The sequence below is a fragment of the Pseudomonas entomophila genome, from assembly GCF_023277925.1.
Taxonomy (GTDB): Bacteria; Pseudomonadota; Gammaproteobacteria; order Pseudomonadales; family Pseudomonadaceae; genus Aquipseudomonas; species Aquipseudomonas entomophila_D.
Genome location: NZ_CP063832.1, coordinates 2,612,206 through 2,627,253, shown reverse-complemented (window position 1 = coordinate 2,627,253; position 15,048 = coordinate 2,612,206). Strand labels below are relative to the sequence as shown.

The following is a 15,048-nucleotide window of genomic DNA, read 5'->3' as shown; positions in this document are numbered from 1 at the left end:
GATTTTGTCTTTGCGCGTGAGGCTGATTCTCACATGTCCGGCAAAGGCCCCGTAAATACGGGGCCTTTGCCATTTCTACAGTACTTGGCGCGAAACTTGCTCCAAGCACCGCAAAGCCACGGCGAGCGGCAATCGATCGCCCGTGCAGCGGAGGATGACTGTGGACAAGATGCTTTACGTGGCCATGACCGGCGCCAGCCAGAACGCGCTGGCGCAGAAGGCCCACGCCAACAACCTGGCGAACGTTTCCACCAACGGTTTCCAGCGCGACCTCGAGCAGGCGCGTTCGATGCCGGTTTTTGGCGACAGCTTTCCGGCGCGTGCCTTTGCCATGAGCGAACGCCCGGCCACCGACTTCAGCGCCGGCCCCATGGTCGAGACCGGCCGCGAGCTGGACGTGGCGGTCACTGGCAATGGCTTCATGGCCGTGCAGGCCCCCGACGGCAGCGAAGCCTACGTACGCACCGGCAGCCTGAACATTGACGCCCTGGGCGTGCTGCGCGCCGGCAACGGCATGGCGGTGATGGGCAATGGTGGCCCGATCGCGATTCCGCCGGAGCAGAAGGTCGAGGTGGGTGACGACGGCACCATCAGCATCCGCGCCATGGGCGAGGACCCGCGGGTAATGGCCGAGGTCGACCGCATCAAGCTGGTCAATCCCGACGTCAAGAACATGATCAAGGGCCCGGACGGGCTGATCCACACCAGGAACGGCCAGCCGGCCGACGCCGATGTCAACGTGCGCGTGGTATCGGGCTTCCTGGAAGGCAGCAACGTCAATGCCGTGGAAGAAATGACGTCGGTGCTGGCGCTGTCCCGCCAGTTCGAGTTGCACGTCAAGATGATGAAAGCGGCCGAGGAAGGCGATCAAGCCATGGCTCGGGTTTTGCAAATCGGCTAATCACATTTGAACGGGTGCCGTAAAACAGGCGCACGAGGAGAACACTAAATGCTTCCGGCTCTTTGGGTCGCTAAAACCGGCCTGTCCGCCCAGGACACCAACCTGACGGTCATCTCGAACAACCTGGCCAACGTCTCGACCACCGGCTTCAAGCGTGATCGCGCCGAGTTCCAGGACCTCCTGTACCAGATCAAGCGCCAGCCTGGCGCGCAGTCCACCCAGGACAGCGAGCTGCCTTCGGGCCTGCAGGTCGGTACCGGTGTGCGTGTCGTCGGTACCCAGAAGAACTTCCAGACCGGTGGCCTGCAGAACACCGAGAACCCGTTGGACATGGCGGTCAACGGCCGTGGTTTCTTCCAGATACTGCAGCCGGACGGCACCGTCTCGTACACCCGTGACGGCACCTTCCACCTGAACTCCGACGGCCAGATCGTCACCGCCAACGGTTTCGCCCTGGAGCCGGCCATCGTCGTGCCGCCAGAAGCGCAGACCTTCACCGTCGGCCAGGACGGCACCGTATCGATCACCACCGCCGGCAACCCGGCCGCCCAGGTCATCGGCAACATCCAGACCGCCGACTTCATCAACCCGGCCGGCCTGCAGGCCATCGGTAACAACCTGTTCCTCGAGACCGCCGCCAGTGGCGCGCCGCAGGTCGGCACCCCAGGCCTGAACGGCTTCGGCCTGACCCTGCAGAAGACCTTGGAAAACTCCAACGTCAGCACCGTGGAAGAGCTGGTGAACATGATCACCACCCAGCGTGCCTACGAGATGAACTCCAAGGTCATCTCCGCCGCCGACAAGATGCTGTCGTTCGTCACCCAGCAGCTGTAAGCCCGGGTGGCCCGCCTGGCGCGGGCCACTGACCATCCGCTCGCTGTTGCAGCGCCTGTTCCACCGTGAGGTAAGCGTCATGAAACATCTGTTGTCCGTTTTCGCCCTGGGGGGAGCGGTGTTGCTGGCCGGTTGCGTCGCGCCGACGCCCAAGCCCAACGACCCGTACTACGCGCCGGTCCTGCCGCGCACCCCGCTGCCGGCAGCGGCCAACAACGGTTCGATCTACCAGGCCGGTTTCGAGCAGAGCCTGTACACCGACCGCAAGGCGTTCCGGGTCGGTGACATCATCACCATCACCCTCAACGAGCGGACCTCGGCCAGCAAGAACGCCGGCTCGCAGATCCAGAAGAACAGCAAGGCCGACATTGGCCTGACCTCGCTGTTCGGTAGCAGCCCGAACACCAACAACCCGTTCGGCGGCGGCGATCTGTCGCTGGAGGCTGGTTACAGCGGCGACCGCACCACCAAGGGCGACAGCAAGGCCACCCAGGGCAACACCCTGACCGGTTCGATCACCGTTACCGTGGCTGAAGTGCTGCCCAATGGCATCATCGCCGTGCGTGGCGAGAAGTGGATGACCCTGAACACCGGCGAGGAGCTGGTGCGCATCGCGGGGCTGGTACGCGCCGACGATATCGCCACCGACAACACCGTGCCGTCCACCCGTGTGGCTGACGCGCGCATCACCTATTCGGGCACCGGCTCGTTCGCCGATGCCAGCCAGCCCGGTTGGCTGGACCGTTTCTTCATCAGCCCGCTCTGGCCCTTCTGAGTACGGATGACCATGTTCAACGCTAGGCGGTTGATTGCCGCGACACTCCTGATGTCCTGCGCGTTCGGTGTTCACGCCGAGCGCTTGAAGGATATCGCCAGCATTTCCGGCGTGCGCGCCAACCAGCTGATCGGCTACGGCCTGGTGGTGGGGCTCAATGGCACGGGTGACCAGACCACCCAGACGCCGTTCACCCTGCAGACCTTCAACAACATGCTGTCGCAGTTCGGCATCAAGGTGCCGCCGGGGTCGGGCAACGTGCAGTTGAAGAACGTCGCCGCGGTGTCGGTGCATGCCGACCTGCCCCCATTCGCCAAGCCTGGCCAGGTGGTCGACATCACCGTGTCGTCGATCGGTAACTCCAAGAGCCTGCGTGGCGGTAGCCTGCTGATGACCCCGCTCAAGGGTATCGACGGCAATGTCTATGCGATCGCCCAGGGCAACCTGGTGGTGGGTGGCTTCGATGCCGAAGGCCGCGACGGTTCGAAGATCACTGTCAACGTTCCGTCGGCTGGCCGCATCCCCGGTGGCGCTTCCGTCGAACGCGCGGTACCGAGTGGCTTCAACCAGGGCAACAGCCTCACCCTCAACCTCAATCGCCCGGACTTCACCACCGCCAAGCGCATCGTCGACAAGGTCAACGAACTGCTCGGCCCCGGCGTGGCCCAGGCTGTCGACGGTGGCTCGGTGCGGGTCACCGCGCCGATGGACCCGAGCCAGCGCGTCGACTATCTGTCGATTCTCGAGAACCTGGAAATCGACCCAGGGCAGGCGGTGGCCAAGGTCATCATCAACTCGCGCACCGGCACCATCGTCATCGGCCAGAACGTCAAAGTCTCGCCGGCGGCGGTCACCCATGGCAGCCTGACCGTGACCATCACCGAAGACCCGATCGTCAGCCAGCCGGGGCCGTTCTCCAATGGCCAGACCGCCGTGGTGCCTCGCTCGCGGGTCAACGCCCAGCAGGAAGCCAAACCGATGTTCAAGTTCGGCCCAGGCACCACGCTGGATGAGATCGTGCGGGCGGTGAACCAGGTCGGCGCGGCGCCGAGCGACCTGATGGCGATCCTCGAAGCCCTGAAGCAGGCCGGCGCGTTGCAAGCCGACCTGATCGTGATCTGAGGACGCCACGGATGAATTCGAAGAGCCTGGTGTCCACGCCCGCCGACAGCGGTGCCTACACCGACCTCAGTCGCCTGAGCTCGCTCAAGTACGGTGATCGCGACAGCGACGCCAACGTGCGCAAGGTGGCCAAGGAGTTCGAGTCGCTGTTCGTCAGCGAGATGCTCAAGGCGTCGCGCAAGGCCACTGATGTGATGGCCTCCGAAGACGACCCGATGAACAGCGACACGGTCAAGCAGTACCGCGACATGTACGACCAGCAGTTGGCGGTGAGCATGTCGCGCGAGGGTGGCGGTATCGGCCTGCAGGATGTGCTGGTGCGCCAGCTGTCGAAGAACAAGGCCGTGCACCCCAACACCAGCCCGTTCCCGCGTATCGAGGGGGCTGCCCCGGCGCTGTGGGCTTCGCGGGTAGAAGCCCCAGTGCGGGAAACCGAAACCGCCGCCACGCGCAATGATGTGGCCGCGCTGAATTCGCGGCGCCTGGCCTTGCCGGGCAAGCTCACCGACCGCCTGCTGGCCGGTATCGTGCCGTCCGCCGGCACTGCTGCGGCGACCACCAATGCCGCCCTGCCGCGCCGCGCCGATATTCCGGCCGGTGGCGTGGCCATGCGGGACTGGGCGCCGGCACGCACGTTCGCCGCGCCGGACGCCAAGCTGCAGATACTTGGTCGCGCGCAGCCGCCGCTGGCACCGAAGAAAGCCTTCGCCGACAGCGACGCCTTCGTCGCCACCATGCTGCCGATGGCCGAGCAGGCCGCCAAGCGCATCGGTATCGACCCGCGCTACCTGGTGGCCCAGGCCGCGCTGGAAACCGGCTGGGGCAAGTCGGTCATGCGCAACCCCGACGGCAGCAGCAGCCACAACCTGTTTGGTATCAAGGCCACTGGCAGCTGGCAGGGCGGCGAGGCGCGGGCGATCACCAGCGAGTTCCGCAATGGCCAGTTCGTCAAGGAAACGGCGGCGTTCCGCTCCTACGACAGTTACCAGGACAGCTTCCACGACCTGGTCAGCCTGCTGCAGAACAATTCGCGCTATCAAGATGCGGTGAAGGCTGCCGATAAACCAGAACAATTCGTGCGAGAGCTGCAGAAGGCCGGTTACGCCACCGACCCGAACTACGCCAGCAAGATCTCGCAGATCGCAAGACAGATGAAGTCGGAACAGAGCTACGCAATGCTCGGTACCACCACGCAACTTTAAGGGCAGGGAACCATGGCGAGTTTGATCAATATCGGTATGTCGGGCCTGGGTGCCGCCCAGTCCGGGATGTACACCCTGGGTAACAACATCGCCAACGCCGATGTCGAAAGTTACTCTCGCCAGCAGATCGTCCAGAAGACCAAGGGTGGCCAGCAGACCGGTCAGGTGTTCATCGGTACTGGCACCACGCTGGCCGACGTGCGCCGGGTGTACAACTCGTTCCTCGAAAACCAGCTGCGTACCACCACCTCGCTGTCCGCCGATGCCTCCTCGTACCTGGATCAGGTCACGCCGCTGGACAAGGCCCTGTACGGCAACGATACCGGCATCACCGCCGCGTTGAAGAGCTTCTTCACCGCCGCCCAGGACGCTTCGGCCAAACCCACCGAAGATGCTTCCCGCCAGTTGCTGCTGACCAGCGCGCAGACCCTCGCCAAGCGTTTCAACGCCTTGTCGGCGCAGATGAACCAGCAAAACAGCAACATCAACTCGAACATGAAGTCGATCGCCGACCAGGTGAACAAGCTCACTTCCACCATCGCTGACTACAACCAGCAGATCGTGAAGATGAGCGCCATCACCGGCCAGCCCAACGACCTGCTGGACCAGCGCGACGGCGCGGTGCGCGAGTTGAACAAGCTGATCGGCGTGGACGTGGTCGAGCGCGAAGGCAACTACGACATCTACCTGAAGAACGGCCAGTCGCTGGTGCTGGGCACCGGCACACAGACGCTGGAAACAGCGCCCAGCCCGACCGACCCGACGCGCATGAGCCTGGTGCTCAACCGCGGCAGCACCAAGATGGACATCACCAACAGCGCCACCGGTGGCGAGATGGGCGGCCTGATCCGCTACCGCAAGGACACCCTCGACCCGGCCCTGAACGAGCTGGGGCGGGTGGCCCTGGTCGTGTCCGACGCCATCAACAGCCAGCTGGCCCAGGGTATCGACAAGAATGGTGAGTTCGGTGCGCTGCTGTTCGGTGACATCAACAGTGCCAAGGCCATCAGCGAGCGCAGCGTGCCCAAGCTGGGCAACAACCCAGCCACCGGCAACCTCAACGTGACCATCAAGGACACCGGCAAGCTCTCTACCAACGACTACCAGGTGACCTTCACCAGCGCCACCGGCTACAACGTGCGCCGGCTGCCCGACGGCACCGACATGGGCAACTTCGACCTCAGCACCAACCCACCACCGGTGATCGATGGTTTCAGCCTGGCGCTCAACGGCGGCGCCCCGAGTGTCGGCGACAGCTTCAAGATCACCCCGACGCGCAACGCCGCCGGGACCATCGACTCGACGCTCACCGACCCCAAGCGCCTGGCGTTCGCCGCGCCCCTGACCGCCGTCAACGGTTCGGGCAACAAGGGCACCGGGCAGATCACCCAGCCCACGTTGACTTCCAAGCTGGACATCTACAACGCCACCCAGCGCAGCGACCTGCAGACCGGCCTGAAGTACTCGACCCCGGTCAAGCTGGTGTTCGGCAACGAAACCTCGCCCCAGGCGTACACGATGTTCGACGCTCAAGGCAACAGCATCGGCAGCGGTACCATCATCCCTGGCCAGAACAACAAGCTGCAGTTGTCCGTGCCGATGGTCGATGGCAGCGGTAACCCGATCAACGACGGCGCAGGCGTTCAGAAGAAATTCAACTTCGAGATGGACATCACCGGCGCGCCGAAGAACGGCGACAGCTTCACCGTCTCGTTGACCGGCTCCGGCTCGGCGGACAACCGCAATGCCCAGTCGGTGATCGGCCTGCAGACCAAGTCCACGGTCGAGGTGGGGGCTGACGGCAAGGGCATCAGCATGACCGACGCCTACGCCAAGCTGGTATCGAATGTCGGCGGCAAGGCCTCCCAGGCCACCATGGACGCCGATGCCACCAATGCCCTGCAGTCTTCGGCGCTGAGCAGCCGCAATTCCGCGTCCGGTGTGTCGGTCGACGAAGAGGTCGGCAACCTGGTCAAGTTCCAGCAGTACTACACCGCGTCGTCGCAGATCATCAAGGCGGCCCAGGAAACCTTCGCCACTTTGATCAACAGTCTTTAAGGAGCCGTAGATCGTGCGCATCCCCACTTCGCAGTTCTACAACAGCAGCAGCGCCAACTACCAGCGCGGCCTCGCCAACACGGTCAAGAGCCAGGAGCAATCCAGCGACGGCATCCGCGTGCGTACTGCCGCCGACGATCCGGTGGGGGCCGCGCGCCTGCTGCAGCTCGAGCAACAGCAGAACATGCTCGACCAGTACAAGGGCAACATCACCAACGTGCGCAACGCCCTGGGCACCAGCGAAAGCACGCTCAACGCGATCGGCGCCGTGATGCAGCGGGTCAACGAGCTGGCGGTCACCTCCGGCAACGCCGGCTTCACCGACGCCGACCGCAAGGCCAACGCCTCCGAGCTGGCGGCGCTGGAAGAGCAACTGTTCTCGCTGATGAACAGCAAGGACGAGAACGGCAAGTACCTGTTCTCCGGCTCCAAGGGCGACACCCAGCCGTATGTGCGCAACAGCGATGGCACTTACAGCTACCAGGGCGACCAGAGCCAGCTGAAGCTGCAGGTGGGCGACATGCTCAGCCTGGCGGCCAACGAGACCGGCTACGACGCGTTCGAGCAGGCGTTGAACACCAGCCGCAGCCAGACCAAGCTCACTTCGCCTGCCGTGGACGATGGCCGTGTCAGCCTGTCCAATGGCCAGGTGTCCGGCAGCGTCGCCTACAATGACCGCTTCCGCAGTGGCGAGCCGTACAGTGTCCAGTTCACCAGCAGCACCCAGTACAAGATCCTCGATGCCGGCGGCAACGACGTCACGCTGGAAGCCAGCCAGGGCGGCAACTTCGACCCGAAAGGCGTGAACACCTCGATTTCCTTCCGTGGCGTCGACCTGCGCCTGAAGATCGATTTCAAGCCGGGCGACGAAGCCAACCCGGACGCTGCCATCGCCGGCCACTCGTTCTCGCTGGGCTCCAAGCCTGACACCATTACCGGCAGCCGCAGCCCGGGCAACAGCTCGTCGACCCAGGTCAACGGTGCCAGCATCACCAACCAGGCCCAGTACAACGCCTCGTTCCCGGGCGGTGGCGCGGTGCTCAAGTTCACCAGCCCGACCGACTTCGAGCTGTACTCGGCGCCGATGTCGGCCAACAGCCGGCCGATCTCCACCGGCACGCTGTCCGGCACGACGGCCACGGCATCCGGGGTGAGCTTCCAGCTGTCGGGTGCGCCGGCCGCGGGTGACTCGTTCGGCGTCCAGGTGGATACCCACCAGACCCAGAACATCCTGCAGACCATCAGCCAGCTGCGCACCGCGCTGTCGGTGCCGATGGACAAGGACCCGGCAGCCCGCCAGAACTTCCTGGCCTCCCTGGACTCGGCAATCGGCAACGTCGCCAGCGCGACCAACCAGGTGACCTCGTCGATCAGCGCCATCGGTGGTCGTGGCCAGGCCCTGGACATCCAGGCCGAAACCAACGAGGCGCTGGGCACCGAGAACACCAAGACCCAGAGCTCGATCCGCGAAGTCGACCCGGCGACCGTGATGTTGCGCCTGCAGATGCAGACCAACATGCTCCAGGCCTCCATGCAGTCCTACGCCAAGATCGCCGGCCTGTCGCTGGTCAACTACATCTGATTCACGATGCCGTGCCGAGCGGGGTGATCACCCGCAAGGGCCGCCTCGCTCCCTGCTGGTAGGCGAGGCGGCTCGGCCATGGCGCCGGCCATGGCAGGATGCCGGACCGGGGCAGGGGCGAGCCAGGCGGCATCGATCAATAGCTTTGAGTGAGTACCCGTGAGCGCCCAACCCCTCGTCAGTATCGCCATCCCCGCGTACAACCCCGAATTCTTCCGCAGCACGCTGGCCAGCGCGATTGCACAGGACTACGCGAACCTGGAGGTCGTCGTCTGCGACGACAGCCCGGATGCGCAGATCGAGACGATCTGCGACGAACTGCGTGCCACCACCACGGTGCCTGTGCGTTACGTGCGCAACCCGGTGCGGCAAGGGTTTGCCCGCAACCTGCTGGCGTGCCTGGAGCAGTCGTGCGGCGAGTTCATCAAGTTCCTCTGTGACGACGATACGCTGTTCGGGGCGTGCATCAGCCAACAGGCCGGGATGCTGAGCGACTTGCCGCAGGTCAGCATGGTCATCTGCCAGCGCCTGCTGTGCGCCGCCGATGACGTCCTGTTGCCATCGCGTTCGCTCAACTTCGTCATCTCCATGTGCAGTGCGGTGCTCAACGGCAACGACTTGCTGGAAGGTATCTCCGACAACGGCGTCAATCTGTTCGGTGGGCTCAGTCACGCACTGCTGCGTCGCGCGCAGGTCGAGGCATACTTGCCGACCCTGGTACAGGAGGGGCAGGGGTTTGCCGCACGCCTGGACCTGGCGCTCTACGCCTGCCTGCTGCGCCGCGGGCACTTGTGCAGCCTGGATCAGGTCTTGAGCCTGGAGCGCGTGCACCCAGGGCGCTTGAGCCACCAGAGCGGCATGGTCAAGGTATTCGATGCCGAGACCGACTGGCTGCTGCAGATGCTCCAGGGGCGTACCGGCGAGGCCGCGCCGGCCGAAGGCTGGGTGCGCTACCTGCCGTTGGCCGACTACGTTGCCGACCCTGGGCAGAAATGGGACGAGCTCGATCTTCGTCGTCTGTTCACTGCGCAGATGGCCAACTTCAACCAGCAGGTCGGTACGCTCAGCCTGAGTTTCGATGAGCTGTATGCCGAGTGGCTGGAGTACCGTCGCCTGTCCGCCGGGCAGGAGCGCCTGCTGCCCAAGCGCATTGAGCAATGGCCCAGCCAGCCGCGCATCGCGGCGGTGGTGTTCTGCCGGGACGGCGATGAAAAAGCCTTGCGCGTGACGCTGGACAGCCTGGCCCAGCAATCCTTCCCGGCCCGTTGCATCCTGGTGCTCGCCCCCGATGGCTTTGAACCGGTGGTGCGGGACAATGTGCGCTACCTGACGCGTCGCGGCGCCGGTTTCGACCTGCTCAACCAATGGCTTGCCGCAGGCGGCCAGGCGGATTGGCTGTTCCTGTTGCAGGCGGGGGATCGCCTGCACACTCATGCCCTGGTGATCATGGCCGAACGCATGGCGCTGCGCGGCGAGGGCCTGTGCCTTTACCTCGATGAAGGCAGTAACGACAACCTCGCGCCGTCGGCGCCGATCTTCAAGCCGGACTTCAACCTCGACCTGATGCGCAGCCTGCCCTACGTCGGTCGCCTGCTGGCGTTCGAGTGCGCGGCGCTGCGCGAGCTGGGTGGTTTCGACGTGGGCTTCGACGGCCTGGCGCCCCACGACCTGCTGTGGCGACTGGTCGAGGCCCATGGTCTGCAGGTGGTGGACCATATCGCCGAAGTGCTCGTGCAGTGCCAGTACCGCTACGCCGACTGGCTCGCCGAGCCGAGCGGGCATGCTCAGGCGCCTCGCGTGCTGGAGGCTCACCTGCGGCGCCTGGGCGTGGAGGCCCAGGTGTCCGGCATCGAAGGCAGCATGATGACCCGGGTCACTTATCACCATGCGCAGGCCGCCGGCGTCTCGATCCTCATCCATGCCGGCGCCGACCTGGCGGTACTGACGCGCTGCGTCGAGTCGCTGCTCACGAGCACGGCGTACCGCGACTTCGAGGTGCTGCTGATCGCCAGTGCCGACACCTCGGCCGAGGTGCGTGGTTGGCTGGCCGGGTTGCAAGGGTTGGGCAGCGACCAGTTGCGCGTGGTCGAGGTGCGTGCCAGTGGGTTGGCCCAGAGCCTCAACGAAGCCAGCCTGCAGGCACGCGGCGATTACCTGCTGCTGCTGGATGCCGGCTGCGTGCTGTTCGATGACCAGTGGCTGGTCGAGCTGATGCACCTGGGGCAGCGCCCGGAAGTCGGCATGGTCGGCCCCAAACTGTTCGACGACAAAGGCACGATCGTTTCCGCCGGCCTGGTGCTGGGGATGCAAGGCGCGGCAGGCAGCCCGTTCCTTGGTTGTGCAACGAGCGCGGACGGCTACATGAACCGCCTGCGCCTGGTGCAGAACTGGAGCGCGCTGAGCCTCGACTGCCTGTTGGTGCGGCGTGAGCTGTTCGCCGAGCTGGGTGGGCTGGACGTGGCCAACCTGCAAGGCTCGCTGTTCGATGCCGACCTTTGCCTGCGCGCGCGCACGGCGGGCTACCTCTCGGTGTGGACGCCGTTCTCGCGTGTGGCCCGCTTGCCGGTGCCCCCGGTCGAGCAGGCCACGAAACCGGACCTGCAAGCCGACCGCGACCTGCTGCACGAGCGCTGGATGGCGTGGATCGCGCTCGACCCGGCCTACAACCGCCACCTCAGCTTGAAACTGCCGAACTTCAATTTCGAGCCAGGCCTGCGCGGTGGCTGGGACCCGTTCATCGCACGGGCCATGCCGTCGGTACTGGCGCTGCCCAGCAGCACCAACGCCACCGGGCAATACCGGGTGGTCCAGCCGTTCACCGACCTGGAGCAGGCGGGCTGGATCCAGGGGCGAATCGACTTCAGCGCTCCAGGGTTGGTCGAGCTCGAGCGGGAAAAGCCCGACGTGATGATCCTGCAGTGCCGCTACACCCCGGCGAACGTCAAGGATATCGAGCAGTACAAGCGCTTCTCCAATGCGCGGCGCATCTACGAGCTGGATGACTACATCATCGAGCCGCCGAAGAAGAACGACCACGCGCGCAACATGCCGAGCAACATGCGTGAGCTGGTTGGTCGTGCCATTTCCCTGTGCGACCGGGTAGTGGTCTCCACCGAGCCGTTGGCCGACGCCCTGTCGAGCATGCACCAGGACATCCGCGTGGTGCCCAACATGCTCGCCGCGCCCTTGTGGGCGGGGCTGGTCAGCCAGCGCCAGAGCAGCGCGCGGCCACGGGTCGGCTGGGCGGGCGGCACCAGTCACCGCGGTGACCTGGAACTGCTGCTGGAGGTGATCAAGACCCTGGCCGCAGAGGTCGACTGGGTGTTCTTCGGCATGTGCCCGGAGATCCTGCGGCCCTACGTCAAGGAGTTCCATGCGGGTATCTCGTTCACCGATTACCCGCGCAAGTTGGCCAGCCTCAACCTCGACCTGGCACTGGCGCCGCTGGAGCAGAACCTGTTCAACGACTGCAAGAGCAACCTGCGCCTGCTCGAGTATGGGGCGTGCGGTTTCCCAGTAATCTGCACCGACACCAAGGCCTATGCCGGCTACCTGCCGTGCACCCGGGTGCGCGAGAACACCACCGAACAATGGCTGGAGGCGATCCGCATGCACCTGAGCGACCCACTGGCCAGTTACCGCCAGGGGGATGCGCTGCGCGAAGCCGTGCTGCGCGATTACGTACTGAACGAACACCATCTGCAGCACTGGGCCAACGCCTGGCTGGCTGACTGAAACCGACAATCTGAACAGGTGCCTTATGATCGAAACTGCAATCGGGTCGCGCAATGAAGTGACCGTTGTCATGCTGGGGCATGACCAGGCAGATCACCGCGCCCGCGCGCTCCACTACTATCGCCAGGCCGGTGTGCCTTGCCTTGGCCTGGAGCCGGTAGAGGGCGGCGAATCGGTCGCGCAGCTGGGCGAGCGCCTGGCATCGGCCGTGGCGCAGGTCGGCACGCCGTTCGTGTGCCTGGCCCTGGATGCCGACTTTGTCCTGGCTGCAGCGCTGGACAATGCCGCCCGCTGCTTGCAGGCCCAGCCGCAGGTCGTGGCCGCGCAGGGGCATGCGCTGGCCTATATGGTCGGCAACAGTGAGCTGAGCTATCACCAGGTCGGTACGCCGTTCGCCGCGCAGGCCGGGCAGGGTGCGCTGGAGCGTCTGCGCCACTACGCCAGCGCCGAGCAGCAGGCCTGGCGCGCGGTGCTGCGGGTCTCGACCCTGCAGGCGGCGCTGGCTGGTTTGCCGCAAGGGCTGGACCCGGCGGGATGGCGTGTGGCCTTGGCCTGCGCGATCCTGCTGCAGGGCGAGGTCGCCCACCTCGACCAGACCGACGTGGTCTGCGAGGCGGTGCCCGACACCCTGACCCAGGCCGAGCGCGAAGAGCACCTGGTTCAGGTGGTGCGGATTCTGCGTCAGTGGGATGGCGGGCAGCAGGGGGCCTTTGCCAGTGACGATGGCTTCACCGCGCTCAATCGCTTCGTGCGCGACACCTGGAGCCAAGGGCCGCTGCCGTTGTTGTTCACCTCGCCGTGGAAAAGCATCAGCGACGCTCCGGAACGCGAGTTCGAGCCACGCCAGTGCGTACAGATGCCTTACTACAATGGCCCGCTGTTCGAGCGCCTGAATGCGCTGGAATTCCTCTGCCACGCCTGGCCGACCGGCGCGCGCCACCAGCATGCACTGGAGGGCGCCTGGGTTCGCCAACGCGACCTGTTGATCGTGCACCCCAATGACACCGCCGAGACGCTGCAGCTGCGCTACTGGCAGGCAATGCGCCTGGGGCTGTTCAATCTCGAAGTGTGCCGGCGCCTGGCGTCGACATTGACTGCCGACGACAATGTCAATCACGCCCGCGAGCTGAGCGGCTGGATGGCACGCCTGGGCGAGGTGCCCGGCATCGATACGCGCGATCAACTGGGCGGGACGCCGTCGGGTTGCGTACTTGCCACCATCGACGCGGCCACGCCGGACGAAGCCGCGCGCCAGCGGGTGCTGGAACATTTGGCCAGCCACCCGGCGCCGCAGATCGCCTTCGTCGTGCTTGACCTGGAACACGATGACCTGGCCCTGCAGACAACGTTCGACAGCCTGCTGGCCAGTGGCGTGCGCAATTTCAAACTGGTCGTGCTCAAGGCGGGCAAGCCACCGGCGATCACCACGCCGCGCGATACCCTGCATTTCATCCAGGTCACCGAAAGCAATTGGGCAACGCACCTGAACCAGGTCGTGCGGCAATTGCCGAGCGAGTGGCTGATGCTGCTCGAGGCGGGCGACGTGCTGCTGGCCGGTGGCCTGCTGCGCCTGTTGGTCGAGCTGGGCCAGGCGCCTGCTTGCCAGGCCATCGCCGCCGACGAAGTCCAGCGCGACGAGGAGGGGCGTCTGCTGGTCGCACGCCGTCCGGGCAGCGACCTGGACCTGCTGCGCAGCCAGCCTGGGCTGATGTCCCGGCATTGGCTGGTGCGTCGTCAGGCGGTGCTCGACCTGGAGGGATACAGCGAGTCCAACCGCCATGCGCTGGAGTACGACCTGTTGCTGCGCCTGGTCGAGAAGCACGGGGCGGGTAGCCTGGCGCACATGGATGAATACCTGGTGATCAGCCAGCAGCCTGCGCCGGCGCTCATCGAGGAAGCGCGCAAGGTGCTCAACCGCCACCTCACCCAGCTGGGTTACCGCGCCCAGATCAGTGAGCAAGGGGCTGCCGGGCTGACCATCGACTTCCGCCACAGCGCCACACCACTGGTCAGCATTCTGCTGGTGGGCGAGGGCGACCAGGCGCGGCTTCAGGCCTGCCTGGCCGGCATCTTCCAGCGCACACGCTACCCGCGCTACGAGGTGCTGCTGGCGCTTCCAGGGCAGCAGGCCGAGGCGCTGGCCGAGGTGGCGCAGGCCTTCGGCAGCCGGCTGCGGCTGGTGGCGGGCGAGGCGGGTGCCTCCCGGGCACAGCTGCTCGACCTGGCGGCCACCCAGGCCCGGGGCGACTACCTGGTGCTGCTGTCAGAGCGTTGCCAGGTGATCACCCCGGCATGGATCGAGTCGCTGCTCAATGAAGCGCAGCGCCCGGAAGTCGGTGTAGTCGGTGCCAGCCTCTGGGCGGCTGACGGCACGCTGGTGCATGCCGGTTATGAACTGCTCGCCGGTGCGCAGGTGCATGCCCCGTGGCAGCGACTTTCGTTCGAGCAGGTCGCCAAGGCGCAATGGCCGTTGTCGGTGCGCAGTTGCCCGGCGGTTTCCGATGAGTGCCTGATGCTCAGCCGCGAAGCGCTCGAGCACTGTGGTGGCGTGCAGGCATCGGGCATCGACCTGTGCCTGGCCGTCAGCCAACTCGGCTTGATGGTGGTGTGGACCCCGCGCGCGCAGCTGCTTGCCAGCGGCCAGCCGGTTGAAGCGGCTGGCCTGGCGCCGGCAGTGGCCGAGCGCTGGCCAGCGGCGTTCCAGAGCCTCGTGCGCCTGGATCAGCCGGTGAGCGATAGCGATCGGGCCGCAGGGCCGCAATGGTTGGCGCAGCTGGATTGAATGGCGCGCTAATTGCAAAAAAGCCGGGCTCAGCCCGGCTTTTTCATTGATGCCGGC

At 65.4% G+C, this 15,048-nt stretch carries 9 protein-coding genes; all 9 read left to right on the top strand.

The window, feature by feature from the left end:
• The first annotated feature begins 160 nt into the window (after nt 1–160).
• Nucleotides 161–901: a flagellar basal-body rod protein FlgF gene (gene flgF / locus IM733_RS11410; RefSeq protein ID WP_248920924.1), complete on the top strand. Its 741-nt coding sequence runs from the start codon at nt 161–163 to the stop codon at nt 899–901.
• Between the two features lie 48 nt (nt 902–949).
• Nucleotides 950–1,735 carry a flagellar basal-body rod protein FlgG gene (flgG, locus tag IM733_RS11405; RefSeq protein ID WP_213657743.1) on the top strand — a complete coding sequence of 262 codons (786 nt, stop codon included), beginning with the start codon at nt 950–952 and terminating at the stop codon, nt 1,733–1,735.
• Between the two features lie 79 nt (nt 1,736–1,814).
• Nucleotides 1,815–2,510 carry a flagellar basal body L-ring protein FlgH gene (gene flgH / locus IM733_RS11400; protein WP_011534927.1) on the top strand — a complete coding sequence of 232 codons (696 nt, stop codon included), beginning with the start codon at nt 1,815–1,817 and terminating at the stop codon, nt 2,508–2,510.
• Nucleotides 2,511–2,522: 12 nt separating this feature from the next.
• Nucleotides 2,523–3,632, top strand: a complete 1,110-nt coding sequence (locus IM733_RS11395; protein ID WP_432760406.1) for a flagellar basal body P-ring protein FlgI — start codon at nt 2,523–2,525, stop codon at nt 3,630–3,632.
• Between the two features lie 11 nt (nt 3,633–3,643).
• Complete coding sequence (gene flgJ / locus IM733_RS11390) at nt 3,644–4,834, top strand: flagellar assembly peptidoglycan hydrolase FlgJ (protein WP_248920922.1); 1,191 nt, start codon at nt 3,644–3,646, stop codon at nt 4,832–4,834.
• A 12-nt stretch (nt 4,835–4,846) separates the two neighbouring features.
• Nucleotides 4,847–6,892: a flagellar hook-associated protein FlgK gene (gene flgK, locus IM733_RS11385; protein ID WP_248920921.1), complete on the top strand. Its 2,046-nt coding sequence runs from the start codon at nt 4,847–4,849 to the stop codon at nt 6,890–6,892.
• A 13-nt stretch (nt 6,893–6,905) separates the two neighbouring features.
• The gene (locus tag IM733_RS11380) at nt 6,906–8,474 is read left to right on the top strand and encodes a flagellar hook-associated protein 3 (protein WP_248920920.1); all 1,569 of its coding nucleotides are present in this window, start codon (nt 6,906–6,908) and stop codon (nt 8,472–8,474) included.
• A 159-nt stretch (nt 8,475–8,633) separates the two neighbouring features.
• Nucleotides 8,634–12,209 (top strand): glycosyltransferase, encoded by a 3,576-nt coding sequence (locus IM733_RS11375; protein WP_248920919.1) that lies wholly within the window; start codon nt 8,634–8,636, stop codon nt 12,207–12,209.
• 25 nt (nt 12,210–12,234) lie between these two features.
• Nucleotides 12,235–14,991 (top strand): glycosyltransferase family 2 protein, encoded by a 2,757-nt coding sequence (locus IM733_RS11370; RefSeq protein ID WP_248920918.1) that lies wholly within the window; start codon nt 12,235–12,237, stop codon nt 14,989–14,991.
• Nucleotides 14,992–15,048: the final 57 nt, after the last annotated feature.

What these genes read in the sequence shown, in the direction of transcription:
- flgG (WP_213657743.1), top strand. Translation starts at nt 950, where the DNA reads ATGCTTCCGGCTCTTTGGGTCGCTAAAACCGGCCTGTCCGCCCAGGAC.
- flgH (WP_011534927.1), top strand. Translation starts at nt 1,815, where the DNA reads ATGAAACATCTGTTGTCCGTTTTCGCCCTGGGGGGAGCGGTGTTGCTG.
- IM733_RS11395 (WP_432760406.1), top strand. Translation starts at nt 2,523, where the DNA reads ATGTTCAACGCTAGGCGGTTGATTGCCGCGACACTCCTGATGTCCTGC.
- flgJ (WP_248920922.1), top strand. Translation starts at nt 3,644, where the DNA reads ATGAATTCGAAGAGCCTGGTGTCCACGCCCGCCGACAGCGGTGCCTAC.
- flgK (WP_248920921.1), top strand. Translation starts at nt 4,847, where the DNA reads ATGGCGAGTTTGATCAATATCGGTATGTCGGGCCTGGGTGCCGCCCAG.
- IM733_RS11370 (WP_248920918.1), top strand. Translation starts at nt 12,235, where the DNA reads ATGATCGAAACTGCAATCGGGTCGCGCAATGAAGTGACCGTTGTCATG.